Origin of the sequence: Actinacidiphila guanduensis, from assembly GCF_900103985.1 — a bacterium.
Taxonomy (GTDB): domain Bacteria; phylum Actinomycetota; class Actinomycetes; order Streptomycetales; family Streptomycetaceae; genus Actinacidiphila; species Actinacidiphila guanduensis.
Genome location: NZ_FNIE01000005.1, coordinates 431,881 through 456,356 on the forward strand (window position 1 = coordinate 431,881; position 24,476 = coordinate 456,356).

General features: G+C 72.6%; 19 protein-coding genes. 12 read left to right on the forward strand and 7 right to left on the reverse strand.

What is annotated here, in order from left to right:
* Nucleotides 1-150 precede the first annotated feature (150 nt).
* Together BLR33_RS13470 and BLR33_RS13475 are read right to left on the reverse strand one after the other, a co-directional pair.
* On the reverse strand, nucleotides 151-2,742 hold the full coding sequence (locus tag BLR33_RS13470; RefSeq protein ID WP_176930253.1) for an ATP-dependent RNA helicase: 2,592 nt from the start codon (nucleotides 2,740-2,742) through the stop codon (nucleotides 151-153).
* Nucleotides 2,743-3,025: 283 nt separating this feature from the next.
* Nucleotides 3,026-3,865: a class I SAM-dependent methyltransferase gene (locus BLR33_RS13475; RefSeq protein ID WP_093784631.1), complete on the reverse strand. Its 840-nt coding sequence runs from the start codon at nucleotides 3,863-3,865 to the stop codon at nucleotides 3,026-3,028.
* Between the two features lie 293 nt (nucleotides 3,866-4,158).
* Between BLR33_RS13475 and rpsA the strand changes: the two genes are divergently transcribed.
* A complete protein-coding gene (gene rpsA / locus BLR33_RS13480) occupies nucleotides 4,159-5,658 on the forward strand; it encodes a 30S ribosomal protein S1 (protein WP_093784632.1) in 1,500 nt (499 codons plus the stop codon).
* A gap of 246 nt (nucleotides 5,659-5,904) precedes the next feature.
* Nucleotides 5,905-6,840: a proteasome assembly chaperone family protein gene (locus tag BLR33_RS13485; protein WP_093784633.1), complete on the forward strand. Its 936-nt coding sequence runs from the start codon at nucleotides 5,905-5,907 to the stop codon at nucleotides 6,838-6,840.
* A 90-nt stretch (nucleotides 6,841-6,930) separates the two neighbouring features.
* Here BLR33_RS13485 and coaE read toward each other — a convergent pair whose 3' ends face one another.
* Nucleotides 6,931-7,521 (reverse strand): dephospho-CoA kinase, encoded by a 591-nt coding sequence (gene coaE / locus BLR33_RS13490; RefSeq protein WP_093784634.1) that lies wholly within the window; start codon nucleotides 7,519-7,521, stop codon nucleotides 6,931-6,933.
* A 140-nt stretch (nucleotides 7,522-7,661) separates the two neighbouring features.
* Here coaE and BLR33_RS13495 point away from each other — a divergent pair, with 140 nt between their 5' ends.
* Nucleotides 7,662-8,027: a tetratricopeptide repeat protein gene (locus BLR33_RS13495; RefSeq protein ID WP_093784635.1), complete on the forward strand. Its 366-nt coding sequence runs from the start codon at nucleotides 7,662-7,664 to the stop codon at nucleotides 8,025-8,027.
* Nucleotides 8,028-8,078: 51 nt separating this feature from the next.
* Nucleotides 8,079-9,020, forward strand: a complete 942-nt coding sequence (locus BLR33_RS13500; protein WP_093784636.1) for a slipin family protein — start codon at nucleotides 8,079-8,081, stop codon at nucleotides 9,018-9,020.
* Between the two features lie 152 nt (nucleotides 9,021-9,172).
* Here the strand turns inward: BLR33_RS13500 and BLR33_RS13505 are convergent, their stop codons facing one another.
* On the reverse strand, nucleotides 9,173-9,700 hold the full coding sequence (locus tag BLR33_RS13505; protein WP_093784637.1) for a methylated-DNA--[protein]-cysteine S-methyltransferase: 528 nt from the start codon (nucleotides 9,698-9,700) through the stop codon (nucleotides 9,173-9,175).
* A gap of 132 nt (nucleotides 9,701-9,832) precedes the next feature.
* On the opposite strand from BLR33_RS13505, the gene uvrB reads away from it, so the two are divergent.
* From uvrB to BLR33_RS13535, 6 genes are all read left to right on the forward strand, one after another.
* Complete coding sequence (uvrB, locus tag BLR33_RS13510; RefSeq protein WP_093784638.1) at nucleotides 9,833-11,929, forward strand: excinuclease ABC subunit UvrB; 2,097 nt, start codon at nucleotides 9,833-9,835, stop codon at nucleotides 11,927-11,929.
* 269 nt (nucleotides 11,930-12,198) lie between these two features.
* A complete protein-coding gene (locus BLR33_RS13515; RefSeq protein WP_093784639.1) occupies nucleotides 12,199-12,777 on the forward strand; it encodes a TerD family protein in 579 nt (192 codons plus the stop codon).
* A gap of 143 nt (nucleotides 12,778-12,920) precedes the next feature.
* Entirely contained in the window at nucleotides 12,921-15,092 is a 2,172-nt protein-coding gene (locus BLR33_RS13520; RefSeq protein WP_093784640.1) for a TerD family protein, read from the forward strand.
* A 118-nt stretch (nucleotides 15,093-15,210) separates the two neighbouring features.
* Nucleotides 15,211-16,401, forward strand: coding sequence for a Fic family protein (locus tag BLR33_RS13525; protein WP_093784641.1), 1,191 nt, complete (start codon nucleotides 15,211-15,213; stop codon nucleotides 16,399-16,401).
* Nucleotides 16,402-16,572: 171 nt separating this feature from the next.
* On the forward strand, nucleotides 16,573-17,574 hold the full coding sequence (locus tag BLR33_RS13530) for a TerC family protein (protein ID WP_093784642.1): 1,002 nt from the start codon (nucleotides 16,573-16,575) through the stop codon (nucleotides 17,572-17,574).
* Between the two features lie 104 nt (nucleotides 17,575-17,678).
* Entirely contained in the window at nucleotides 17,679-18,704 is a 1,026-nt protein-coding gene (locus BLR33_RS13535; protein ID WP_093784643.1) for a cytochrome c oxidase assembly protein, read from the forward strand.
* Nucleotides 18,705-18,911: 207 nt separating this feature from the next.
* Here BLR33_RS13535 and BLR33_RS13540 read toward each other — a convergent pair whose 3' ends face one another.
* Both BLR33_RS13540 and BLR33_RS13545 read right to left on the reverse strand, forming a co-directional pair.
* Nucleotides 18,912-19,325 carry a VOC family protein gene (locus BLR33_RS13540; RefSeq protein ID WP_093784802.1) on the reverse strand — a complete coding sequence of 138 codons (414 nt, stop codon included), beginning with the start codon at nucleotides 19,323-19,325 and terminating at the stop codon, nucleotides 18,912-18,914.
* 10 nt (nucleotides 19,326-19,335) lie between these two features.
* The gene (locus BLR33_RS13545; RefSeq protein ID WP_093784644.1) at nucleotides 19,336-19,755 is read right to left on the reverse strand and encodes a helix-turn-helix transcriptional regulator; all 420 of its coding nucleotides are present in this window, start codon (nucleotides 19,753-19,755) and stop codon (nucleotides 19,336-19,338) included.
* A 208-nt stretch (nucleotides 19,756-19,963) separates the two neighbouring features.
* On the opposite strand from BLR33_RS13545, the gene BLR33_RS13550 reads away from it, so the two are divergent.
* Nucleotides 19,964-20,479, forward strand: coding sequence for a PASTA domain-containing protein (locus BLR33_RS13550; protein ID WP_093784645.1), 516 nt, complete (start codon nucleotides 19,964-19,966; stop codon nucleotides 20,477-20,479).
* A gap of 77 nt (nucleotides 20,480-20,556) precedes the next feature.
* Here BLR33_RS13550 and BLR33_RS13555 read toward each other — a convergent pair whose 3' ends face one another.
* Nucleotides 20,557-21,213, reverse strand: a complete 657-nt coding sequence (locus BLR33_RS13555) for an MBL fold metallo-hydrolase (RefSeq protein WP_093784646.1) — start codon at nucleotides 21,211-21,213, stop codon at nucleotides 20,557-20,559.
* Nucleotides 21,214-21,469: 256 nt separating this feature from the next.
* Here BLR33_RS13555 and uvrA point away from each other — a divergent pair, with 256 nt between their 5' ends.
* Nucleotides 21,470-24,400 carry an excinuclease ABC subunit UvrA gene (gene uvrA, locus BLR33_RS13560; RefSeq protein WP_093784647.1) on the forward strand — a complete coding sequence of 977 codons (2,931 nt, stop codon included), beginning with the start codon at nucleotides 21,470-21,472 and terminating at the stop codon, nucleotides 24,398-24,400.
* Nucleotides 24,401-24,476: the final 76 nt, after the last annotated feature.

Consider the following 24,476-nt stretch of genomic DNA (forward strand, 5'->3'; position numbering starts at 1 on the left):
TCGCGCCCCTGCGGCAACTGGGGTGGCCCGACCTCGCCGTTGCCGGTCGCAGCAGGCCGTGGGCTGGTCGCGCAGTTCCCCGCGCCCCTTCGGGGACGCTCAGCCGTGGGTGGTCGGGCGCGCAGTTGCTTGCGGGCCTTTGGGGGCGGGCTAGGTGTTCTGTTCGGGGTGGTCGGGCCAGGGGTGTTTGGGGTAGCGGCCGCGGAGGTCGGCGCGGACGGCTCGGTAGCCGTGGTGCCAGAAGGAGGGGAGGTCGGAGGTGACGGCGGCGGGGCGGCCGGCGGGGGAGAGCAGGTGGAGGAGGACGGGCTCGCCGGCGATCCGCGGGGTCTCGTGGAGGCCGAAGAACTCCTGGAGCTTCGCGGCCAGTACGGGCCGCTCGCCGCTGTAGTCGACGCGGACCCGGGCCCCGCCCGGCAGGGCGATGCGCTCGGGAACGAGTTCGGCGAAACGGGCCGCGTCACCAGTCGCCCACGGCAGCAGCCGCTGCAAGGCGTTGGCCGCGTCGATCCGTTCGAGGTCGGATCGCCTTCTGGCGGCGGCGAGTTCGGGGCCCAGCCACTCGGGCGCGCGCTCCAGCAGCGCCTCCTCGGAGACGTCCGGCCACGCCCCGCCGAGCACGCGGTGGGCGAACGCCATCCGCATGCGCAGCTCCTGGGCGCCGCGGGACCACCGCAGCAGACCCGTTCCCTCGCCGCGCAGCCCGGTGAGGAGCGCTTCCCGCACGGCTTCGGGATTCGGTGAGCGCAACGGCACCGTGCTCAACTCGACCGCGCCGAGCCGCTGTACGGACCTCGCGACCACGTCGCCGTCCCGCCAGACCACTTCCTCGTACGCCTCCAGGAAGCTGCCCGCGGCCTCCCGGGCGGTCGCCTGGTCCACCACCGCGGCCACCCGTACCCGAGCGCTCACCCGGCCCGCCCCGCGGTCCGCCACCGCCACGGCGATCCACTCCGCGTCCCCCAGCCCGCCGCCCGCCACCTCCGCGGCCGTCCCGCCGACCATCACGTACGCGCCGGGCCCGCGCCGCCGCGCCACCCGCTCCGGAAACGCCAGCGCGGCCACGAGCCCGGCCGCGGCATCGTCCCCGAACCCCGTACGGGCACTGCCACTTCGACCGTCCCGTGAGTTCCCCGCGCGAACTTCCCCGCGTCCGGAGCCCGGGGCCCTGCCGTCCGCCGGTGCCTCGCCCTCCGTACCCCCCTCGGTGATCGCGTGCGCGTGCCCCGGTTGCCCGCCTTGCGCGCTCAACGCGGCCTGCAGGCGGCGGGATTCGGTGCGCCAGCGGGGTGCGTAGGAGTCGGTGGCGCGGCGGGCGGTGCGCCAGGCCGTGGCGAGGTCGGGGCCGTAGGAGGAGGGGAGCTCCTCGGAGAGGAGGGCGGTGACCTCGGCGGCTCGGGCGGGACCGACGTGGGGGGCCGCGTCCAGGAGGGCGCGGGCGAGGCGGGGATGGACGCCGAGGCCGGCAAGGCGGCGGCCTCGCGTGGTGACGCGGCCGGCCGCGTCGGTCGCGCCCAGCTGCCGCAGGGTCGCGCGGGCCGCGGCCAGGGCCCCGGGCGGCGGCGGGTCGAGGAGAGCGAGCCCTTCGGCGGCAGGGTCGCCCCAGATCGCGGCCTGCAGGGCGAAGGGCGTGAGGTCGGCGAGCGCGATCTCGGGGGAGGGGCGGCGGGCCAGCCGCGCGTGTTCGGCCTCGCTCCAGCAGCGCAGCACCGTACCCGGGCCCTCCCGCCCGGCCCGGCCCGCACGCTGCTCCGCGGCCGCCCGCGAGACCCGTACGGTGGCGAGCGCGCCGAGCCCGCGGGCGTGGTCCATCCGCGGTTCGCGGGCGAGCCCGGAGTCGACCACGACCCGTACGCCCGGCACGGTCAGGCTCGACTCGGCGACGGAAGTGGCCAGCAGCACCCGGCGGTCGGCGCCCGGGGCGAGCGCGGCGTCCTGGACGGCGGCGGGCGCGCGGCCGTGCACCTGCAGGACGTCGACGCCGAGCCCGCCCAGCGTGCCCGCCACGCGCGCGATCTCGCCCGCGCCGGGCAGGAAGCACAGCACGTCGCCCTCGTACGAGCGCAGCGCCTCGCGGACGGTGGCGGCCACGTGGTCCAGCAGCGCGGGGTCCACGCGCATGCCGTGCGGCGGCCGTACCGGGCGCGACGGCGGCGCCCACCGTACGGCCACCGGGTGCAGGGTGCCCTCGGCGGCCACCACCGGGCCCCCGACCAGCGCGGACCACGCGCCCGTGTCGGTGGTCGCGGAGGCGGCGACCAGCCGCAGGTCGGGGCGGAGCACGGACCGTACGTCCAGCAGGAAGGCCATCGCGGTGTCGGCGTCCAGGTGCCGCTCGTGGCACTCGTCGAGCAGCACCGCGGCGACCCCGGCCAACTCCTGGTCCCGCTGGAGCCGTTGGAGCAGCACGCCGGTGGTGACGACCTCGACGGCGGTACGGGCGGAGACCTTGCGCTCACCGCGTACGGTGAACCCGACCGTCTCGCCCACGGGTTCGCCCAGCAGCCAGGCCATTCGCCGTGCCGCCGCCCGCGCGGCCATCCGGCGCGGCTCGGCCACCAGCACCCGCCCGGCGAAGGCGTCGGCGAGCAGCAGCGGCACCAGCGTCGTCTTGCCGGTGCCCGGCGGCGCCGCCAGCACGGCCGCGCCCTGATCACCCAGCGCCCCCAGCAGCGCGGGCACCACCCCGGCCACGGGCAGCGCGTGCCCCTCGGCCCGGACGCGCCCACCGATCCCGCTCACCGCGCCCCTCCCGAACGCCGCCCCGCAAGCACCCGCCGCCGCGCGGCCCGCGTCCGCCCGACAGCCACACCGACCGGCCTCACCGCGCACCCGCCAAGTGCCGTTCCACGGATGTGCGGCCCCGCAGAAGCAGCGTGCGTGGCCGGAGCCCCGCGCGTCCGCCCGCGGTCACCGGGTACCGCACGGGTGCGGTGCCGCAAGCACCCCGCTGCGCACGGGCCGTCCGCGTGCGCGACGCCTCGCGCACACGTGGCATCCCCGGGCCGCGCCGCAGGCACCCGGCTCATTCCGACGTGCACACGAAGATCGCCGTGCCCGGGAGGAGGGCGCCGCGGAGGGGGGACCAGCCGCCCCAGTCCTGGGTGTTCCAGGACGGCCACTCGGGCTCCACGAGGTCCACCAGGCGCAGGCCCGCGGCCGTGATCTCGCGGACGCGGTCGCCCAGGGTGCGGTGGTGCTCGACGTAGACGGCGAGGCCGCGGTCGTCCTGCTCGACGTACGGGGTGCGGTCGAAGTAGGAGGAGACGGCCGTCAGGCCCTCGGGCCCCGGTTCGTCGGGGAAGGCCCAGCGCACGGGGTGGGTGACGGAGAAGACCCAGCGGCCGCCGGGCCGCAGCACCCGGGCCACCTCGCGGTGCACGCGCGCGGTGTCGGCGACGAAGGGCAGCGCGCCGTAGGCGGAGCAGACGACGTCGAAGGAGCCGTCGGCGAAGGGCAGCGTGCCGGCGTCGGCCTGCACCAGCGAAAGCCCCCGGGCACCGCCGGCCGCGTCGTCGGCCTTGGCGGCGTCATCGAGGCGCCGCGCATGCTGCAATTGCCGGTGCGAGAGGTCGAGTGCGACCGGCCGGGCGCCCTGGGCGGCAAGCCACCGCGAGCACTGGGCGGCGCCCGCGCCGATCTCCAGCACGTCGCGGCCCTTGAGGGAGTCCGCCGGGCCGAGCAGGCCGGCCTCGGCCTCGTCCAGCCCCTCCGGGCCCCACACGAAGCGGGCGTCGCCCAGGAAGTCGCCGTGCTCGCGCTGGTACTCGTCGGCGTTGCGGTCCCACCAGCGGCGGTTGGCCCGGCTGCTCTCGCGGGCGCCGGCGCTGCGCCGGGTGGCCTCGGGTTCGGGTCCTTGGATCATCGCGGCAGTCGTCGTACTCTCTGAAGAGACAAGCGATCGGGTGGCTTGCGCCGGTTCGGTCCGATATGCGCTTGGTATGCCTCTTCGTGCATTGACCGTGCCCGGCTGCCCCCGTATGCTACAAGTTGCGCTGCGAGCCTGCGCGCCTCGGACGGAGCAGGCCGCGCTCGAATCTGTTGGGACCCTCGGTCGCGCGACTTCCGGGTCGCGGCCTCCTCGGTCGGCAGGAACGAAACCGGCTCCCGGCGTAGCAGTACCTACGACTTACTGTCCGTACCGGAGTCCTTTCCCTAATGACGAGCAGCACCGAGGCCCCTCGTACCACCCCGCAGGTGGCGGTCAACGACATTGGCAACGAGGAAGCCTTCCTCGCCGCGATCGACGAGACGATCAAGTACTTCAACGACGGCGACATCGTCGACGGCGTCATCGTGAAGGTCGACCGGGACGAGGTCCTGCTCGACATCGGTTACAAGACCGAAGGCGTCATCCCCTCCCGCGAGCTGTCGATCAAGCACGACGTCGACCCCAATGAGGTCGTTGCCGTCGGCGACGAGATCGAGGCCCTGGTCCTCCAGAAGGAGGACAAGGAAGGCCGCCTGATCCTCTCGAAGAAGCGCGCGCAGTACGAGCGTGCCTGGGGCACCATCGAGAAGATCAAGGAAGAGGACGGCATCGTCACCGGTACCGTCATCGAGGTCGTCAAGGGCGGCCTCATCCTCGACATCGGCCTGCGCGGCTTCCTGCCCGCCTCGCTGGTCGAGATGCGCCGGGTCCGCGACCTGCAGCCGTACGTCGGCAAGGAGCTCGAGGCCAAGATCATCGAGCTGGACAAGAACCGCAACAACGTGGTCCTGTCCCGCCGTGCCTGGCTGGAGCAGACCCAGAGCGAGGTCCGCCAGACCTTCCTCACCACCCTGCAGAAGGGCCAGGTGCGCTCCGGCGTCGTCTCCTCCATCGTCAACTTCGGTGCCTTCGTGGACCTCGGCGGTGTCGACGGCCTGGTGCACGTCTCCGAGCTGTCCTGGAAGCACATCGACCACCCCTCCGAGGTCGTCGAGGTCGGCCAGGAGGTCACCGTCGAGGTGCTGGACGTCGACATGGACCGCGAGCGCGTCTCGCTGTCGCTGAAGGCGACCCAGGAAGACCCGTGGCAGCAGTTCGCCCGGACCCACCAGATCGGGCAGGTCGTGCCCGGCAAGGTCACCAAGCTCGTGCCGTTCGGCGCGTTCGTCCGGGTGGACGAGGGCATCGAGGGCTTGGTGCACATCTCCGAGCTGGCCGAGCGCCACGTGGAGATCCCCGAGCAGGTCGTCCAGGTCAACGACGAGATCTTCGTCAAGGTCATCGACATCGACCTGGAGCGCCGCCGCATCTCGCTGTCCCTGAAGCAGGCCAACGAGTCCTTCGGCGCCGACCCGGCCTCCGTCGAGTTCGACCCGACCCTGTACGGCATGGCCGCGTCCTACGACGACCAGGGCAACTACATCTACCCCGAGGGCTTCGACCCGGAGACCAACGACTGGCTGCCGGGCTACGAGAAGCAGCGCGAGGAGTGGGAGGGCCAGTACGCCACGGCCCAGGCCCGCTTCGAGCAGCACCAGGCGCAGGTCATCAAGTCCCGCGAGGCGGACGAGAAGGCGGCCGCCGAGGCCGGCGGCGCGTCCCCGGCCGCGGCCGCGGGCAGCGGTGGCGGCTCCTACTCCTCGGAGTCGGACGACAGCAGCGGCGCCCTCGCCTCCGACGAGGCGCTCGCCGCGCTCCGCGAGAAGCTCGCCGGCGGCCAGAGCTGACCGCTCCCCGCTGACGCTGCCGACTTTTCGCGAGTCACCCGCACCACCACGGCGGGCCCGCACCCCTCAGGGGGCTGCGGGCCCGCCGCTTTGTCATCCTCTACGCTGGCGTGAACGCTCGTGGCGCTCCGTGCGCGCGCGGCCGGTGCCCACGGGCCGGCGTGCCGCGCAGGACCGGCCGCCCGCCCGGGAATGGCGGGGGCGGTCCGTACGTTGTCGATGACGAAGAGCGAGGGAGGAACGATCGTGCTGGATCCGCAGGGACTGTACGCCTACGAGCCGGGCGGGGCCGAGGCCGTCGACGAGGCGGTCGGTGACGCCGGGCCGGTGATGATGTACTACCTCGAGGGGTTCATGGACGCCGGCGAGACCGGCGGCCAGATCGCGCAGCACCTGCTGGACCGCCTCGACAACCAGCTCATCGCCCGCTTCGACGCCGACCGGCTGGTCGACTACCGGGCCCGCCGCCCCCTGATGACCTTCGAGCGCGACCACTGGTCGTCCTACGAAGAGCCCGCCATCGACCTCTACCTGGTGCGCGACGCCATCGGCACCCCCTTCCTGCTGCTGACCGGCTTCGAACCTGACGTGGAATGGGAGCGCTTCAGCGCCGCGGTGCTCGAAGTGGTCGAGCGGCTCGGCGTGCGGCTGTCGATCAACTTCCACGGCATCCCGATGGGTGTCCCGCACACCCGCCCGGTCGGCCTGACCCCGCACGGGAACCGGGTGGACCTGGTGCCCGGCCACCGCGCCTGGTTCGAGGAGGCCCAAGTGCCCGGCAGCGCCGCCTCGCTGGTCGAGCTGCGGCTCGCCGAGGCCGGCCGGGACGTCCTGGGCGTGGCCGCCCACGTCCCGCACTACCTGGCCCGCTCCCCGTACCCGGACGCGGCCCTGGCCGTCCTGGAGGCCGTCACCGCCGCCACCGGCCTGGTGCTCCCCGAGATCGCCCACGCCCTGCGCCGCGAGGCCCACACCGTGCGGGTCGAGATCGACCGCCAGGTCGCCGAGGGCGACGGCGAACTGGTCTCCGTCGTCCGCGGGCTGGAGAGCCAGTACGACGCGGTGGCCGGCGCGCACAACCGCGAGAGCCTCATCGCCGAGCCGGTCGACCTGCCCACGGCCGACGACCTGGCGGCGGAGTTCGAGCGGTTCCTCGCCGACCGGGAGGACGACGGGCGCTGACCACCCCGGCACCGGACCGGGCCCGGCATCCAGGGGTGCCGCCCGGGCGCTGAGGGGTTGTGCGTCGGGCCGGGTGCGGCCCGGGGCGCCTCACAGGGCGCGCAGCCGCTCCCAAGCCGCGCGGACCTGCGGCTCCAGGGCCTCCAGCGGGCCGTCGTTGTCGATGACGATGTCGGCGACGGCCAGCCGCTGCTCGCGGGTGGCCTGCGCGGCCATCCGGGCGCGTGCGTCCTCCTCCGTCATCCCGCGCAGCCGCACCAGCCGCTCCAGTTGCGTCTGCGGGCTCGCGTCCACCACGATCACCAGGTCGTACAGCGGCGCGAGGCCGTTCTCGGTGAGCAGCGGCACATCGTGGACGACGATCGCGTCCGGGCCCGCAGCCTCTTGGAGTTCGGCCGAGCGGCGCCCCACCAGCGGGTGCACGATCGCCCCCAGCGTCTTGCGGCGCTCCTCGTCGGCGAAGACGATCGCCCCCAGGCGCGGCCGGTCCAACCGCCCGTCCTCGTCGAGGACCTGCTCGCCGAACTCAGCGACCACGGCGGCCAGTCCCTCGGTGCCGGGCTCGACCACCTCCCGGGCGATGCGGTCCGCGTCGACGAGCACGGCGCCGTAGGACTCCAGCAGCCGGGCGACTTCGCTCTTTCCGGCGCCGATTCCGCCGGTCAGCCCCACACTTGCCATGCGTCCACCTTACGGGTGACGCGTGCGCCGCGCCCCTCGTGGCGGCGGGGCCGGCGGGAATGCGGTTGCCCCAGGCCGCGTTGGGTATATCCGTCCAGACGATCCGTCGTCACCCGTGCCCCGACTCCAGGGAGGCGGTCTTGCAGGAGCGTACGCCGGAAACCCATGTCATCGACTTCCGCGCGGCCGAGCAGCTGCTCGCCGCCCGCGACCCGCGCGGCGCCGTCAAGCTCCTCGACTCCGTGATCGCGGCCCACCCGGAGAACACCGCGGCCCGCCTGCTGCGCGCCCGCGCCTTCTTCCTGGCCGCCCAACTGCGCCCGGCCGAGCTGGAGTTCCAGGTCGTCCTGGAACGCGAACCGGACAACGCCTTCGCTCACTTCGCGCTGGCCCGTACGCTGGAACGCGCCAACCGCTCCGCCGAGGCACAGCGCCACTTCCGGCTCGCCGCCGCGCTCGACCCGCGCCCCGACTACGTCGCCGCCGCGCGTTTCGACGCGAGCTGACCGCGGGCGCGCCGGCGCGTATCCGGGCAACGCTCCGAAGGGGGCCGGGAGATGGAAGCCGTCATCGTCCTGCTGGTCGTCGTCGCCGTGATCGTCGGCATCGTCGGCCTGCTGAACAGCGTGCGGGTGGTCAAGCAGTACGAGCGCGGGGTCATCTACCGCTTCGGGCGGGTCAACCCGCTGCCCAAGGAACCCGGCCTGCGGCTGCTGACCCCCTTCGTCGACCGCATGACCAAAGTGAACATGCAGGTCGTCACGCTGCCGGTGCCGGCGCAGGAGGGCATCACCCGCGACAACGTCTCGGTGCGGGTCGACGCCGTGCTGTACTTCCGGGTGGTCGACCCGATCCGGGCCACCGTGGACGTGCAGAACTACGAGTTCGCCATGCTGCAGGTGGCCCAGACCTCGCTGCGCTCCATCATCGGCAAGAGCGAGCTGGACGATCTGCTCTCCGGGCGCGAGCAGTTGCACGAGGGCCTGGAGCTGATGCTGTCCACCCCGGCCACCGGCTGGGGTGTCCACATCGACCGGGTGGAGATCAAGGACGTGGCGCTGCCGGAGTCGATGAAGCGCTCCATGGCCCGGCAGGCCGAGGCCGACCGCGAGCGGCGGGCCCGCATCATCACCGCGGACGGCGAACTCCAGGCGTCCCAGAAGCTCTCGCAGGCCGCGCGCACGATGGACGCCAACCCGTCGGCGCTGCAGCTGCGGCTGCTGCAGACCGTGGTCGAGGTCGCCGCCGAGAAGAACTCCACGCTGGTGATGCCCTTCCCGGTGGAGATGCTGCGGTTCTTCGAACGGGCGGCGGGCGGGGGCGCGACCTCCGGTACGGGGACGGCGGCGGATACGGGGGCGGCCGTGCCCGTGGCGGAGCAGGCCGCGGTCCCCGCGCCTGTCGAGGAGCCCGCGCCCGAGGTGGCGCCGTCCGCCGAGCGCGCGGAACTGCCCGCGCCCGGCCTGCAGATCCCGGACCCCAGGACGCCGGAGGAGTAGCCCGGCAAGCAGCCCGGGACGGCCTGGTCCCCCCGGCGAGTGAGGCGCGCCCGCGCGGCCGGGGGAGCACTTCCGTCCGCCTGACGGTACCGGCTGCCGCGGGATGCGTACCGCGCTCGGGACCCTTCCCGGAAGCCCTCTCGAAGCCTCGCTCAGAACAGGGGCGCGGGCAGGACGCCCTCCAGGGCCAGCAGGGCGCGCTTGATCTCCAGGCCGCCGCCGAAGCCGCCTATCCCGCCGTCGCTCTCGATCACCCGGTGGCAGGGGACGACCACGGGTATCGGGTTGGCGCCCATGGCGGTGCCCACCGCGCGCGCCGCGTCCGGCTCGCCGACCCTGCGGGCCAGGTCCTGATACCCCACGACGCTGCCGAAGGGCACCCCGGTGGCCAGCTCGCGCAGCACCCGGCGGTTGAACCCGGTGACCAGCGACCAGTCCAGTGGCAGCTCGAAGCGGGTGCGGCTCCCCGCGAAGTAGCCGTCCAGCTGCTCGGCGGCCGCCGCCAGCGCCCGCCCGTCCTCGACCGGCTCGGTGCCCAGCCGGCGCCCCACCGACGCCACCGAGCGCTGCGCCGCCGGCGGATCGGCCCGGAACCCGACGTGCACCAGCCCCTCGCCGGTGGCCATCACCAGCAGCGGCCCGATCGCCGTCTCCCGCACCGTCCACACGAGCTTCCCCATGCCGCCCACCCTAGAGGGACCCACCGACAACAGCGCCGGAAAGCGTGGCCCCGGCCGCCGACCCGCCGTGGCCGCGCGGTCACGCACGGCGGCCAGACGGGATTGTCGGAGGGGCGCCGTACCGTGGAGGGCATGCGGCCCGTATCAGACATCGAAAGAACCGTGGCGCCCATCGAGGTCGTCAGCCCCTACCAGCCCAGCGGTGACCAGCCCACGGCGATCAGCGACCTGGAGCGGCGCATCCGTGCCGGCGAGAAGGACGTGGTGCTGCTCGGCGCCACCGGCACGGGCAAGTCCGCCACGACCGCGTGGATGATCGAGAAGCTGCAGCGCCCCACCCTGGTGATGGCGCCGAACAAGACCCTCGCCGCCCAGCTCGCCAACGAGTTCCGCGAGCTGCTGCCCAACAACGCGGTCGAGTACTTCGTCTCGTACTACGACTACTACCAGCCGGAGGCGTACGTCCCGCAGACGGACACCTACATCGAGAAGGACTCCTCGATCAACGAGGAGGTGGAGCGGCTGCGCCACTCGGCGACCAACTCGCTGCTCACCCGGCGGGACGTCGTCGTGGTCGCCTCCGTCTCCTGCATCTACGGCCTGGGCACCCCGCAGGAGTACGTCGACCGGATGGTCCGCCTCAAGGTCGGCGAGGAGATCGACCGCGACGCGCTGCTGCGCCGCTTCGTCGACATCCAGTACACGCGCAACGACCTGGCGTTCACCCGCGGCACCTTCCGGGTCCGCGGCGACACCATCGAGATCTTCCCGGTCTACGAGCAGCTCGCCGTCCGCATCGAGATGTTCGGCGACGAGATCGAGGCGCTGTACACCCTGCACCCGCTCACCGGCGAGGTCGTCACCGAGGACGAGCAGGTCTATGTCTTCCCCGCCACCCACTACGTCGCCGGACCCGAGCGCATGGAGCGGGCCATCGCCGGCATCGAGTTGGAGCTGGCCGACCGGCTCGCCGAGCTGGAGAAGCAGGGCAAGCTGCTGGAGGCCCAGCGGCTGCGCATGCGCACCACGTACGACATCGAGATGATGCGGCAGATCGGCACCTGCTCGGGCATCGAGAACTACTCGCGGCACATCGACGGCCGCGCCCCCGGCTCGGCGCCCGACACCCTCATCGACTACTTCCCCGAGGACTTCCTGCTGGTCATCGACGAGTCGCACGTCACCGTGCCGCAGATCGGCGCGATGTACGAGGGGGACGCCTCCCGCAAGCGCACCCTGGTCGACCACGGCTTCCGGCTGCCCTCCGCGCTGGACAACCGGCCGCTGAAGTGGGAGGAGTTCCTGGGCCGGGTCGGCCAGACCGTCTACCTGTCGGCGACCCCCGGGCCGTACGAGCTGTCCCGCAGCGACGGGGTGGTCGAGCAGATCATCCGCCCGACCGGCCTGGTCGACCCCGAGGTCGTGGTCAAGCCCACCGAGGGCCAGATCGACGACCTGGTGCACGAGATCCGGCTGCGCTCCGAGCGGGACGAGCGTGTCCTGGTCACCACCCTGACCAAGAAGATGGCCGAGGACCTCACCGACTACCTGCTGGAGCTCGGCATCCAGGTGCGCTACCTGCACAGCGACATCGACACCCTGCGCCGGGTGGAGCTGCTGCAGGAGCTGCGGTCCGGCGAGTACGACGTGCTGGTCGGCATCAACCTGCTGCGTGAGGGCCTGGACCTGCCCGAGGTCTCGCTGGTGGCGATCCTCGACGCCGACAAGGAGGGCTTCCTGCGGTCGGGCACCTCGCTGATCCAGACCATCGGCCGTGCCGCGCGCAACGTCTCCGGCCAGGTGCACATGTACGCCGACCGGATCACCCCGGCGATGGAGCAGGCCATCGAGGAGACCAACCGCCGGCGCGAGAAGCAGGTCGCCTACAACACCGAGCGCGGCATCGACCCGCAGCCGCTGCGCAAGAAGATCGCCGGCATCCTGGACTCCTTCGCCCGCGAGGAGGCCGACACCGAGGAGCTGCTGGGCTCGGGCCGGCAGCGCTCGCGCGGCAAGGCGCCGGTGCCGGGGCTGTCGGCGAAGACCGGCTCCCGGCGCAAGGGCGAGCCGCTGGCCGCCGAGGAGATGGCCGACCTCGTCGCCCAGCTCACCGAGCAGATGCACACCGCGGCGGCCGAGCTGCAGTTCGAGGTGGCCGCGCGGATCAGGGACGAGCTGACCGACCTGAAGAAGGAGCTGCGGCAGCTGAAGGAGGCGGGCGTGGTCTGAGCCGGTGCCCGTCCGGGCGGGGTTGCGGTGCGGGCGTGGGCCTCGTCCGGGAGGGGTTCCGGTACGGGCCGGTGCCCGTCCGGAACGGTGTTCCGGTGTGACGGGGAGCCCGCCGGGGCGGGGCCGTGGTGCGCGGCGGCGCCCGTTCGGGCGGGAAAAGTCCGGCCGGACGAACCAGGAGCCGGGGCCCCTGCGTCTTGTTAGGGTGCGGGGCACAAGTCCGCGTGAGACGAGCCGCGCAGGCGGTGACGGGTGGAAGGGGACAGCGCGTGACGGTCAACATGACCAAGGGCCAGAAGATCAGCCTGAGCAAGTCGGACGGAGGTGCGCTCAGCGCCGTCCGGATGGGCCTCGGCTGGCAGGCCGCCCCGCGCCGGGGCCTCTTCGGCAGCCGCACCCGCGAGATCGACCTGGACGCCTCGGCGGTCCTCTTCGCCGACAAGCAGCCGGTCGACGTGGTCTTCTTCCGCCACCTCACCAGCGACGACGGCTCCGTCCGGCACACCGGCGACAACCTGGTCGGCGGCGCCGGCCAAGGCGGTGACGACGAGTCGATCCTGGTGGACCTGCAGCGGGTGCCGGTGCACGTGGACCAGATCGTCTTCACGGTGAACTCCTTCACCGGCCAGACCTTCGCCGAGGTGCAGAACGCGTTCTGCCGCCTGGTGGACGAGACCAACGGCCAGGAGCTGGCCCGCTACACGCTCACCGGCGGCGGCCCCTACACCGCGCAGATCATGGCGAAGGTGCAGCGCGGGGCGAGCGGCTGGTCGATGACCGCGATCGGCACCCCGGCCAACGGCCGCACCTTCCAGGACCTGATCCCCGCGATCCTCCCGGTCCTCTAGCCGGCACGGAGCCCGGGGCCTTTTCCGCGGTGGCACCGGGCCTTGCAGCGATGGCCTCGGGCCTGTCAGCGATGGCCCGGCCCGTGCGGTGGGGTCCGCGGGCGAGCACGAAGCGAGCACACGACGAGCAAGGGGCGGCTGCCATGACGGCCGAACTGGTACGAGGCCAGAACCACCCACTCCCCGGGACCCGACTGGAGATCCGCGTCAGCGCGGGTATCCCGGTGGTGGCCGCGGTCACCCTCGCCGATGAGCAGGGCCGCGCGGTGGCCGCGCCAGGTGAGGCACCCGAGGGCGCCTGGCTGGCGCATCCCGGCAGCCCGCAGCTGAGCGGGGTCGAGGTGCCGCGGCAGGCGGCCGCCGAGCACCGGGTCGCGGTGGATCTGGGCACCATGCCCCAGCCGGTGCACCGCGTGCACGTCCTGCTCGCCCTGCCGCCCGGCCGCGGCCCCGCCGACTTCGGCGCCGCGCCCGCCCCGCACCTGACGGTCACCCGGCCCGACGGCACGGGCATCGCCTCGTACACGATCACGGGCCTCACCTCCGAGACGGCCCTGATCGCCCTGGAGGTCTACCGCCGTCAGGGCGCCTGGAGGGTCCGCGCGGTGGGCCAGGGCTACGCGGGCGGCCTCGCCGCCCTGCTGCTCGACCAAGCGGTCCTCGAGGCCCCCGAGGTGGCCGCACGCATCCACGAAGCGGTGACCCGCGCACAACCCCGCTCGATCCCGGTGCCGCCCTCTGCGGGCCCCGCGGACAGCCGGGCGACCCAGGGCGAGGTTGCTACGGATGGCTCGGCCTCTGCTGCGCCTACGGACAGCCGCCCGCGTCGGGGCGCGTCCGGCGGCACCGTGCCCGCGGCCGCGGACGCGGAAGGTACGGTCCCGGGTGTCCCGGGTGCTTCGTCCGCGGCGGCCTCCACGTTCTCGGGCGGTCCGGGCGACGCTCCGCCCGGTGGATCGCCGGCCCAGTCCGGGAGTGCTTCGCCCGGGGCGAGCCGGGCCGCCTCCGGCGGCACCGTGCCCGGTACGGGCCCGTCCGGTGCGGCCGCCCCGGGTGCCACCCCCTCCGGCGGCATCGACTACCGGCATCCGCGGCGCCGTACCGTCCCCGCGCAGGGCGCCGCCGTACCCGCCGGGCCGGCGGACGGCGGGGCCGAGGCTCCCGCTGGCAGCTCGGGCGGGGCCCCTTCCGGCGGTGGGGACGCTGCTCCCGGCGGCGGACCCGTCGCCGGGGACGCGGCCGGCTGGACGATGGAGGAGCGGCTGCACAACCAGATCTGGGGGATGTTCGAGGACCTGGCCCGCAGCGTGGCCGCGTACCGCAGCGCCGAGGACTTCGCCCAGTCGCGCTACGAGCAGGAGCTGGACCGGTTGCTGGCCGACCCGCGCACCCGCGGCGGCCCCGCGGCGGAGGCGGCGCGCGAGCAGGCGATGGCCAAGCAGGTCGCGCTGGTCGACCAGGCCAGGGCCGTCCTCGACCGCGACCTGGCCCAACTGGTGGCCGAGGCCGAGGTGGTGGAGCCCGCGCTGCCGCCGGCGTTCGCCGGGTGGGAGAACCCGTCGTGGCACGCCTACCGGGTGCCGCAGGAACCGCCGCTCGCCGTGCGGCTGGGCTCGCTGAGCCTGCCGGAGGCGCCCGAGCTGCGGATACCGCTGCTGGTGCGGCTGCCGCTGGAGCGGGGGCTGTGGGTCGACGCGGGCGAGGACCGCAGGGGAGCGCTGGACACGGCCGTGGCGGTCGCCGCCCGGCTGCTCGCGTCGTACCCGGCCGGCGGCCTGACCGTGCACGTGCTGGACCCGGCGGGCACGGGTGCCACCGCCTTCGCGCCGCTGTACGCGGCCGGCGCACTCGTCCAGCCGCAGCCGACGCCGGGCCCGGCGGGCGTCGGCGAGGTGCTGCAGCGGCTGACCGAGCGGGTGGACCTGGTGCAGATGGCGCTGCGCGGGGGCGCCGCCGACGCGCTGCCGCCCGGGTTCGACGCCGCGGAGCAGCTGCTGGTCGTCCACGAGTTCCCGTTCGGCTTCGACGACCGCGCCGTCAACCAGCTGCGCTACCTCGCCGACGAGGGCCACACCGTGGGCGTCCACGTCCTGCTGGTCGCCGACCGCGAGGACGCCGCCGAGTACGGCCCGCTCCTGAGCCCCCTGTGGCGCGCGACCCTGCGCCTGACCCCGCTGCCCAGCGACCACCTCGCCGACCCCTGGGTCGGCCACGCCTGGACCTACGAACCGCCCCTGGTCCCCCCGGGCAGCACCATCCTCCCCCAGGTCCTCCGCCACCTCGCCGCCTCCCCACCAGCAACCCACGGCCAATAACCCCCATCGCCCCGCCCTCCACCCGTGGCACCGCCGTTACGGGGGCTGTCCGCCCGGCTCGCGACGACGCGTGCATGATGACTAATTAAAGTAGTCATCATGGCCTTAGAATGACTACATGAATGTGTCATCCTCCGCCCCGGAGCTGTATACCGTGCCTCGTCTGACCAGCGAGGACCAGTCGGTGCTCGGTGAGATCCACCAGATGCGCAAGGACATGCGCATGGTGCTCCGCACTCCTCGGCGCTGGGAGGGAGGACTGCGGCGCTCCGTTCTCGCCAAAGCCGTCCAGGGATCCAACAGCATCGAGGGCTACGAGGTCGCCGAGGACGACGCGCTCGCGGCTCTGGACGACGAGGAGCCGATGAGCGCGGACGAGAAGACCTTCGCGGAGATCAAGGGCTACCAGCAGACCATGGGCTACGTCCTGGCCATAGGCAGTGACTCCCTTGCCACCTACGACACCAGCGAGCTGCGCGCCATGCACTTCATGATGCTGCAGCACGAGCCGTCGAAGTCGCCCGGGCACTTCCGCAAGGGCCCGATCTACGTGCACAACCACGAGACCGAGCGGCAGGTCTACGAAGGACCCGACCACGAGGCCGTTCCGGAGCTGATGAACGCACTGGTCCGGAGCCTGCGCACCGGCCATGAACACGACCCGGTCGTACGGTCGGCGATGGCTCACCTGAACCTGGTCATGATCCACCCGTTCCGTGACGGCAACGGCCGGATGGCCCGGGCGCTCGCCACGCTGGTGCTGGCGCGCTCGGACATCGGCGAGCCCGTCTTCTCCTCGATCGAGGAGTGGCTGGGGGCGAAGTCCAACACGCTGGATTACTACGCCGCTCTCGGCCACACAGGCCGCGGCGTGTGGGCTCCGCGGGCCGATGCGCAGCTCTGGCTGTCGTTCTGCCTGCGCGCGCACCACATGCAGGCGCAGACGATGGCCCGTCGAGTAGAGGACGCCGACCGGTACTGGCTGCACCTCGACGGAATCGTGAGCAGCCACAAGCTGCCCGAACGGGTCCTGGATCCCCTCTTCGACGCGGTTCTCGGGTACCGCATCCGCCGCGGCGGATACATGAAGCGAGCCGGGATCGAGGGGCAGACGGCGACGAGGGATCTGGCGCACCTGGCGGGGCTCGGGCTGCTGGCGGCGCACGGCTCCGGCCGCGGGCGGCACTACACGGCGGCGGGGCCGCTGCTGGAGGTGCGGGCCGATGTCCGGTCGCGTCGAGGCGCTGTCACCGACCCCTACCCCGGGATGCGGTCGGAGCTGGCCAAGCCGATCGCCTGGGAGAAGTGAGGCGGCCGGCCCGAGGGACGCCTCAGGCGTGCTTCGTCCTTCGGGCACGTGGTTCCGCTCGTGCCGATGCACTCATTCGGGTGGTGGTGAGAGCCGAGGCGCAGCGTGATCTTTACTCTTTCATGGGGATTCGTTACTCTTTCTTGACCGACGAATTTGGGCGGAGGCCCCGTGGACGTGTCACTCGCCCTCTGGGCGCTGACCCTCGCCGGACTGTGCGCGCTCATCGGCGCCGACTTCCTCATCGGGCGCAACCCGCACGAAGTCTCCGTGCGCGAGGCCGGGATCTGGACCGCCGTGTGGGTCGCCCTCGCCGGGCTCTTCGGGCTCGGTCTGGCGCTCTTCGCGGGCGGCGGACCCGCCGGGGAGTTCTTCGCCGGGTACGTCACCGAGAAGTCCCTCAGCGTCGACAACCTCTTCGTCTTCGTGCTGATCATGGCGAAGTTCGCCGTCCCCGCCGCCTACCAGCAGCGGGTGCTGCTCATCGGGGTGCTCGTCGCGCTGGTGCTGCGCACGGTCTTCATCGCCGCCGGCGCCACCCTGATCGCCAGTTTCTCCTGGATCTTCTTCGTCTTCGGCGCCTTCCTCATCTGGACCGCCTGGAAGCTGATCAAGGAAGCACTCGCCGGGCACGACGCCGACACCGATTTCGAGGAGAACCGGCTGATGGCGGCCGTGCGGCGGCGCGTGCCCAGCACCGACCGCTACCACGGCACCAAGATGTTCGTCACCGAGAACGGCCGCCGCCTGATGACGCCGATGCTCGTGGTGATGCTCGCCATCGGCTCCACCGACGTGCTCTTCGCCCTCGACTCGATCCCGGCGATCTTCGGCCTCACCCAGGACCCGTACATCGTCTTCACCGCCAACGCCTTCGCGCTGATGGGCCTGCGCCAGCTGTACTTCCTCATCGGCGGCCTGCTCAAGCGGCTGGTCCACCTCTCCTACGGCCTGTCCGTCATCCTCGGCTTCATCGGCGTGAAACTGGTGCTGCACGCCCTGCACGAGGCCGGCGTGCACGTGCCCGAGATCTCCATCGCCGTCTCCCTGGGAGTGATCGTCGCCGTGCTCGCGGTGACGACCGCCACCAGCCTGATCGCCTCCCGCAAGGCCGCCAGGACCGAGGAGAACGACCGGGCGGCCGCCTCGCGGGAGGACCGCATCGACGTGTAGCCGCCGTGCGGCAGACGGGTGAGGGGGCGCCCCCTGCGTGCCGGACGGCCCGGCGCGGGGGCTAGCGTGGCTCCGGCAGCGGAACCCACGCGAAAGGCACGGATGTGGCGAGCACGGCGGGCACCTCGGCGCTGCCCGAGCTGACCGGCACCCGGTTCCTGTCCACCTGGCAGCTCGACGGCGTCGCCCTCGCGGCCGTCCTGCTGCTCGGCGCGGCCTACGGCTACGGCGTGTGGCGCCGGCAGCGCTCCGGCGGGCACTGGCCGCTGTGGCGCACCGCCGTCTTCTTCGTCTTCGGCCTGGGCACCCTGGTCTTCGCCACCATGTCGGGGCTGGCCGTCTACAACCGGGTGCTCTTCTGGCCCGCCGCCGTGCAGAACATCCTGCTCGACCTGTTCGCACCGCTCGGCCTCGCCCTCGGCGACCCGCTCGGCCTGGCGTCCCCCACCGGGCGGCTGCGCCGGGCCTTCGCCTCCGCACCCGTGCGGGCACTGACGTACCCGCTGGTCAGCTCCGTGCTCGTGCTCGTCTCCGAGCTGAGCATCTACTTCACGCCCTACTTCGCCACCTCGCTCGGCCACAACCCCGTACGGCAGCTGATGCATCTGCAACTGCTGCTCACCGGCTGTCTGTTCGTCCTGCCGATGCTCAGCCGGCAGGAGCTGCTGCCGCGCTGGTGCACCCACCCGGTGCGGGCCCTGCTGGTCTTCCTCGACGGGCTCTTCGACTCGGTGCCCGGCATCGTGGTGATGACCAGCAACACCCTCGTCGCCGGGCACTGGTACCGCACCCACACCCGCACCTGGGGCCCCTCCGTCCAGCGCGACCAGATGCTCGGCGGCGGCCTGATGCTCGTCCTCGCCGAACTCGTCGGGCTGCCCTTCCTGCTGCTGGTCTTCCTGGAGTGGTGGCGCGCCGAGCGGGCCCGCACCGCCGAACTGGACGCGGCCCTGGACCGCGAGGCGGCCGCCGCTGCCGTACGGCCAGTCGTGCGGGTCAGCCGCAGCGCGGCCGCGCCCGCCGCCCCCGCGGGGGAACCGGCTGCCAAGGCGGCGCCCCCCGAGATGATGCGGCCCTGGTGGGAGACGGACCAGGGCGAGGTCGGCATGCGGATGCGCGGGGAGCACTGAGCCCGCCCCCTACCTGCGGGGGAGCGCCGAACCGACCGTACGCACGGGGGAGCACTGATCCTGCCCGTACGCACGGGGAGTGCCGAACCGCCCTTACGTACGGGGAGAACCGAGCCCGCCCGTACTGTGCCCGCCGGACCCGCGGGGAGCACTGAGCCCGCCCGTACGCACGGGGGAGCGGCAGCCCCGGCCACGTCCGGCCCGGGCTCAGCGGCGGCGCTGGGAGAACCGCAGCAGGTTGCCCGCCGGGTCGCGGAAGGCGCAGTCGCGCACGCCGTACGGCTGGTCCACCGGCTCCTGCAGCACCTCGGCGCCCGACGCCTGGATGTGCGCGAACGTGGCGTCGCAGTCGTCGGTGGCGAAGATGACGCCGCGCAGCAGGCCCTTGGCCAGCAGCTCGGCCATCGCCTCACGGTCGGCCGGGGAGGCGTTCGGGTCGGCGGCCGGCGGCTCCAGCACGATCTCCACCCCGGGCTGGGCGGGCGAGCCGACCGTCACCCAGCGCATCCCCTCGAAACCGACGTCGTTGCGCACCTCCAGCCCCAGCACGTCCCGGTAGAAGGCGAGCGCCTTGTCGTGGTCGTCGACGGCGATGAAGCACTGCGAGAGCGTGATGTCCATGGCGCCCACGCTACGGGCGCGACGGGTCCTTCGCTCCTCCGCTGCGCACCGGCCGGGTGAAGATCTTGGCGACGCACGGCGGTATCGCCGCGCCCTCGGTGTGCGGGCGGGCCCGGTAGGCGCTCGGGCTCTCGCCCACCAGCTCGGTGAACCGTGAGCTGAACGAGCCGAGGGAGGTGCAGCCCACCGCCATGCACACCTCGGTGACCGGCAGGTCCCCGCGGCGCAGCAGCGCCTTGGCCCGCTCGATCCGGCGGGTCATCAGATAGCCGTAGGGGCTCTCGCCGAAGGCCGCGCGGAAGCTGCGCGAGAAGTGCCCGGCCGACATGTGGGCGTCGCTCGCCAGCGCCGGGACGTCCAGCGGCTCCGCGTAGTCGCGGTCCATGCGGTCACGTGCCCGGCGCAGCAGGACGAGGTCCGACAGCTCCATGCCGACAGCATCGCACGCCCCACCGACAGCCGGCCCCTCGCTGTGCGGCGGCGCAGGTCACGGCGGTGTCCGCACCTCGTGGCGGTACGGTCGCAGGTCGGTCCGAAGGGCCGCGGGGAGCGGCCGGGGCTGGCATGCTCAGGGCATTCGATCGGCGGGGACCCGCGACCGGGGGACGGCGCGGGCCCACGACCCAGGGGGACATGTGATGCGCGGTGCGCGGACGGCGGCGGTGGGGCTCGCGGTGGCCGGGGCTCTGGCAGCAGTGGCGGCCTGCGGCGGCGGCCCCGGCTACAAGAAGACGGGCACGACGGCCACGCTGCCGGGCATGACCGGCCGGACGCTGGCGGCGGCGCGGAGCGCGGCGAACTCGGCCGGTTTCCACAATGTCCAGGTCAGCGACGCGACCGGCGCCAAGCGCTCCACCGCGGACGCGACCGCGTGGCGGGTCTGCTTCCAGAAGCCGGGCAGCGGCACCTCCAGCGACACCGGCGTCCCGGTGCGCCTGTCCGTCGCCCGGAGCTACGAGCCCTGCCCCGCCGAGGACGCCTCCAACACGTCGTCCCCCCACCCGACCCGCACCCACCGCACCACGATCCACCACTACTACGGCGGCTCGGGCAGCGGCTCGTCCGACGACTCCACGACCACGCACCACACGACCACGCACCACTCCACGACCCACCACTCCACCTCGCACCACAGCTCGTCCCACCACCACTGAGCCGGGGAGTCGAGACAGGCCGGCGGGAGCTGCCGGGGGCTGTCAGGGGCCGTCCGGGCCGGCCCGGACGGCCATGGTCACCAGCCGCGTTCGCGCCATTCGGGCAGGTGGGGGCGCTCGGTGCCGAGGGTGGTGTCGTTGCCGTGGCCGGGGTAGACCCAGGTCTCGTCCGGCAGGGCGTCGAAGAGCTTGGTGGTGACGCCGGCGAAGAGGGTGGAGAAGGCGGCCGGGTCGCCGTGGGTGTTGCCGACCCCGCCCGGGAAGAGGCAGTCGCCGGTGAAGACGTGCGGGTGGCCGTGCGGGTCGTCGTAGACGAGGACGACGCTGCCGGGGGTGTGGCCGACCAGGTGCCGGGCGGTGAGGCGGACGCGGCCGAAGGCGAGCGTGTCGCCGTCGTCGAGCGGGACGTCGGTGGGGACGGGGATGCCCTCGGCGTCCTCGCGCCCCGCGTACGTGCGGGCCCCCGTGGCCGCCACGACCGCCTCCAGCGCCTGCCAGTGGTCGCCGTGGCGGTGAGTGGTCACCACGGAGGTGAGACCATCGGAACCGACCACTTCGAGCAGGGTCGCCGCGTCGTTCGCGGCGTCGATCAGCAGCTGTTCGTCGGTGGCCCGGCAGCGCAGCACGTACGCGTTGTTGTCCATGGGCCCGACCGCGACCTTCGTGATGATCAGGTCTTCCAGCTCGTGCACGTCGGGCGTTCCGCCGACCGTGACCTCTCCCGTGTACGCCATGCCGCCAGCCTAGGCCGTGGCCGCGGGCCGGGGCGTACGGGCCGCCCGGCACACGATCGGGTGAACCTGGCAGCAGGCGGCCGTGAATCGAATGCGCGTGCTATAAGGTCGTCAGTGGCGCCCGCGGAAGCCACCGGCCCGGGCATCGCAGGCAACAGGAAGAAAACCCGAGTCCACCCCGTTTAGGCTGAGCGGGGGGTTCCAGGGTTCCACGAACCACCATCCCCCCTACTTTCCGAAGGAAAGGCGCACTGGCGTGGCCGACCGACTCACCATCCGTGGCGCACGCGAGCACAATCTGCGGAATGTCTCGCTGGACCTGCCCCGGGACTCCCTCATCGTGTTCACGGGCCTGTCCGGCTCGGGCAAGTCCTCGCTCGCCTTCGACACGATCTTCGCCGAGGGCCAGCGCCGGTACGTCGAGTCCCTCTCGTCCTACGCCCGCCAGTTCCTCGGCCAGATGGACAAGCCGGACGTCGACTTCATCGAGGGCCTGTCCCCGGCCGTCTCGATCGACCAGAAGTCGACCTCGCGCAACCCGCGCTCGACCGTCGGCACCATCACCGAGGTCTACGACTACCTGCGGCTGCTCTTCGCCCGCATCGGCAAGCCGCACTGTCCCGAGTGCGGTCGTCCGATCAGCCGGCAGTCCCCGCAGGCCATCGTGGACAAGGTGCTGGAGCTGGAGGAGGGCAGCCGCTTCCAGGTGCTCTCGCCGCTGGTGCGCGAGCGCAAGGGCGAGTTCGTCGACCTCTTCTCGGACCTGCAGACCAAGGGCTACAGCCGGGCCCGGGTGGACGGCGACACCATCCAGCTGACCAGCCCGCCGAAGCTGAAGAAGCAGGAGAAGCACACCATCGAGGTGGTCGTGGACCGCCTCACCGTCAAGGACTCCGCCAAGCGCCGTCTCACCGACTCCGTGGAGACCGCGCTCGGCCTGTCCGGCGGCATGGTCATCCTCGACTTCGTGGACCTCCCCGAGGACGACCCGCAGCGCGAGCGGATGTTCTCCGAGCACCTCTACTGCCCGTACGACGACCTGTCCTTCGAGGAGCTGGAGCCCCGCTCCTTCTCCTTCAACTCGCCCTTCGGCGCCTGCCCCGACTGCACCGGCATCGGCACCCGCATGGAGGTCGACCCCGAGCTGGTCGTGCCCGACGAGAGCCGCAGCCTGGACGAAGGGGCACTGGCCCCCTTCCTCGGCGGCATGACGAAGAACTACTACGCCCGCGTCATCCAGACCGTCGCCGCCGACCTCGGCGTGCGCACCGACGTGCCGTTCTCCTCGCTGCCCGCCAAGGCCCGCAAGGCGCTGCTGTACGGGCACCGGGCCGAGGTCCGGGTCGAGCACGTCACCCGCGGCGGCACCCGGTACGCGCACCGCACCAGCTTCGAGGGCGCGATCCCGTTCGTGAAGCGCCGCCACCAGGACGCCGAGAGCGACTCCAGCCGCGAGCGCTTCGAGGGCTACATGCGCGAGGTGCCCTGCCCGACCTGCCACGGCAGCCGGCTGAAGCCGATCGTGCTCGCGGTCACCGTGCAGGACCGGTCGATCGCCGAGGTCTCGGCGATGTCGATCAGCGAGTGCGCGGAGTTCCTGGGCGGCATGAAGCTCAACGCCCGGGACCGCAAGATCGCCGAGCGCGTCCTGAAGGAGGTCAACGAGCGGCTGCGCTTCCTGGTCGACGTCGGCCTGGACTACCTCTCGCTGGACCGTGCGGCCGGCACCCTGTCCGGCGGCGAGGCCCAGCGCATCCGGCTGGCCACCCAGATCGGCTCCGGCCTGGTCGGCGTGCTCTACGTGCTGGACGAACCCTCCATCGGCCTGCACCAGCGCGACAACCACCGGCTGATCGAGACCCTGGTCCGGCTGCGCGACCTCGGCAATACCCTGATCGTCGTCGAGCACGACGAGGACACCATCAAGACCGCCGACTGGGTGGTCGACATCGGCCCCGGCGCCGGCGAGCACGGCGGCAAGGTCGTGCACTCCGGCTCCCTGAAGGAGCTGCTGGTCAACGAGGAATCGCTCACCGGCCAGTACCTCTCCGGCCGCCGGGCCATCCCGCTGCCCGAGGTCCGCCGCCCGGTGGACCGCAAGCGGCAGCTGACCGTGCACGGCGCCCGCGAGCACAACCTGAAGGACATCGACGTGTCCTTCCCGCTCGGCGTGCTCACCGCCGTCACCGGCGTCTCCGGCTCCGGCAAGTCCACCCTGGTCAACGACATCCTCTACACCCACCTCGCCCGCGAGCTGAACGGGGCACGCACCGTCCCCGGCCGCCACACCCGGGTGGACGGCGACGACCTGGTGGACAAGGTCGTCCACGTCGACCAGTCCCCGATCGGCCGCACCCCGCGGTCGAACCCGGCGACGTACACCGGCGTCTTCGACAACGTCCGCAAGCTCTTCGCCGAGACGATGGAGGCGAAGGTCCGCGGCTACCTGCCGGGCCGCTTCTCCTTCAACGTCAAGGGCGGCCGCTGCGAGAACTGCGCGGGCGACGGCACCATCAAGATCGAGATGAACTTCCTGCCCGACGTCTATGTGCCGTGCGAGGTCTGCCACGGCGCGCGGTACAACCGGGAGACGCTGGAGGTGCACTACAAGGGCAAGTCCATCGCCGAGGTGCTGGACATGCCGATCGAGGAGGCGCTGGACTTCTTCGAGGCGGTGCCCACCATCGCCCGCCACCTGCGCACCCTCAAGGACGTCGGCCTGGGCTACGTCCGGCTCGGCCAGTCCGCGCCCACCTTGTCCGGCGGCGAGGCCCAGCGGGTCAAGCTCGCCTCCGAGCTGCAGAAGCGCTCCACCGGCCGCACCGTCTACGTGCTGGACGAGCCGACCACCGGCCTGCACTTCGAGGACATCAGCAAGCTGATCACGGTGCTGTCGGGCCTGGTCGACAAGGGCAACACCGTGATCGTCATCGAGCACAACCTGGACGTGATCAAGACCGCGGACTGGGTGGTGGACATGGGTCCCGAGGGCGGCGGCGGGGGCGGCACCGTGGTGGCCGAGGGCACGCCCGAGCAGATCGCGGGCGTCCCGTCGAGCCACACCGGCAAGTTCCTGCGCGACATCCTCAACCCCGAGGCGGTCAGCGACGCGGCGGCGGTGCCCGCGCCCCGTAAGCGCGCCCCGGCGAAGAAGGCCGCACCGCGCAAGCGGACCGCCAAGGCGTAAAAGGCGCCGGACCCCGCCACGGCGCGAAGGACCGCGGTGCACATGGCTCGACGGCACGGCCCGCGCTCCTGGTCCT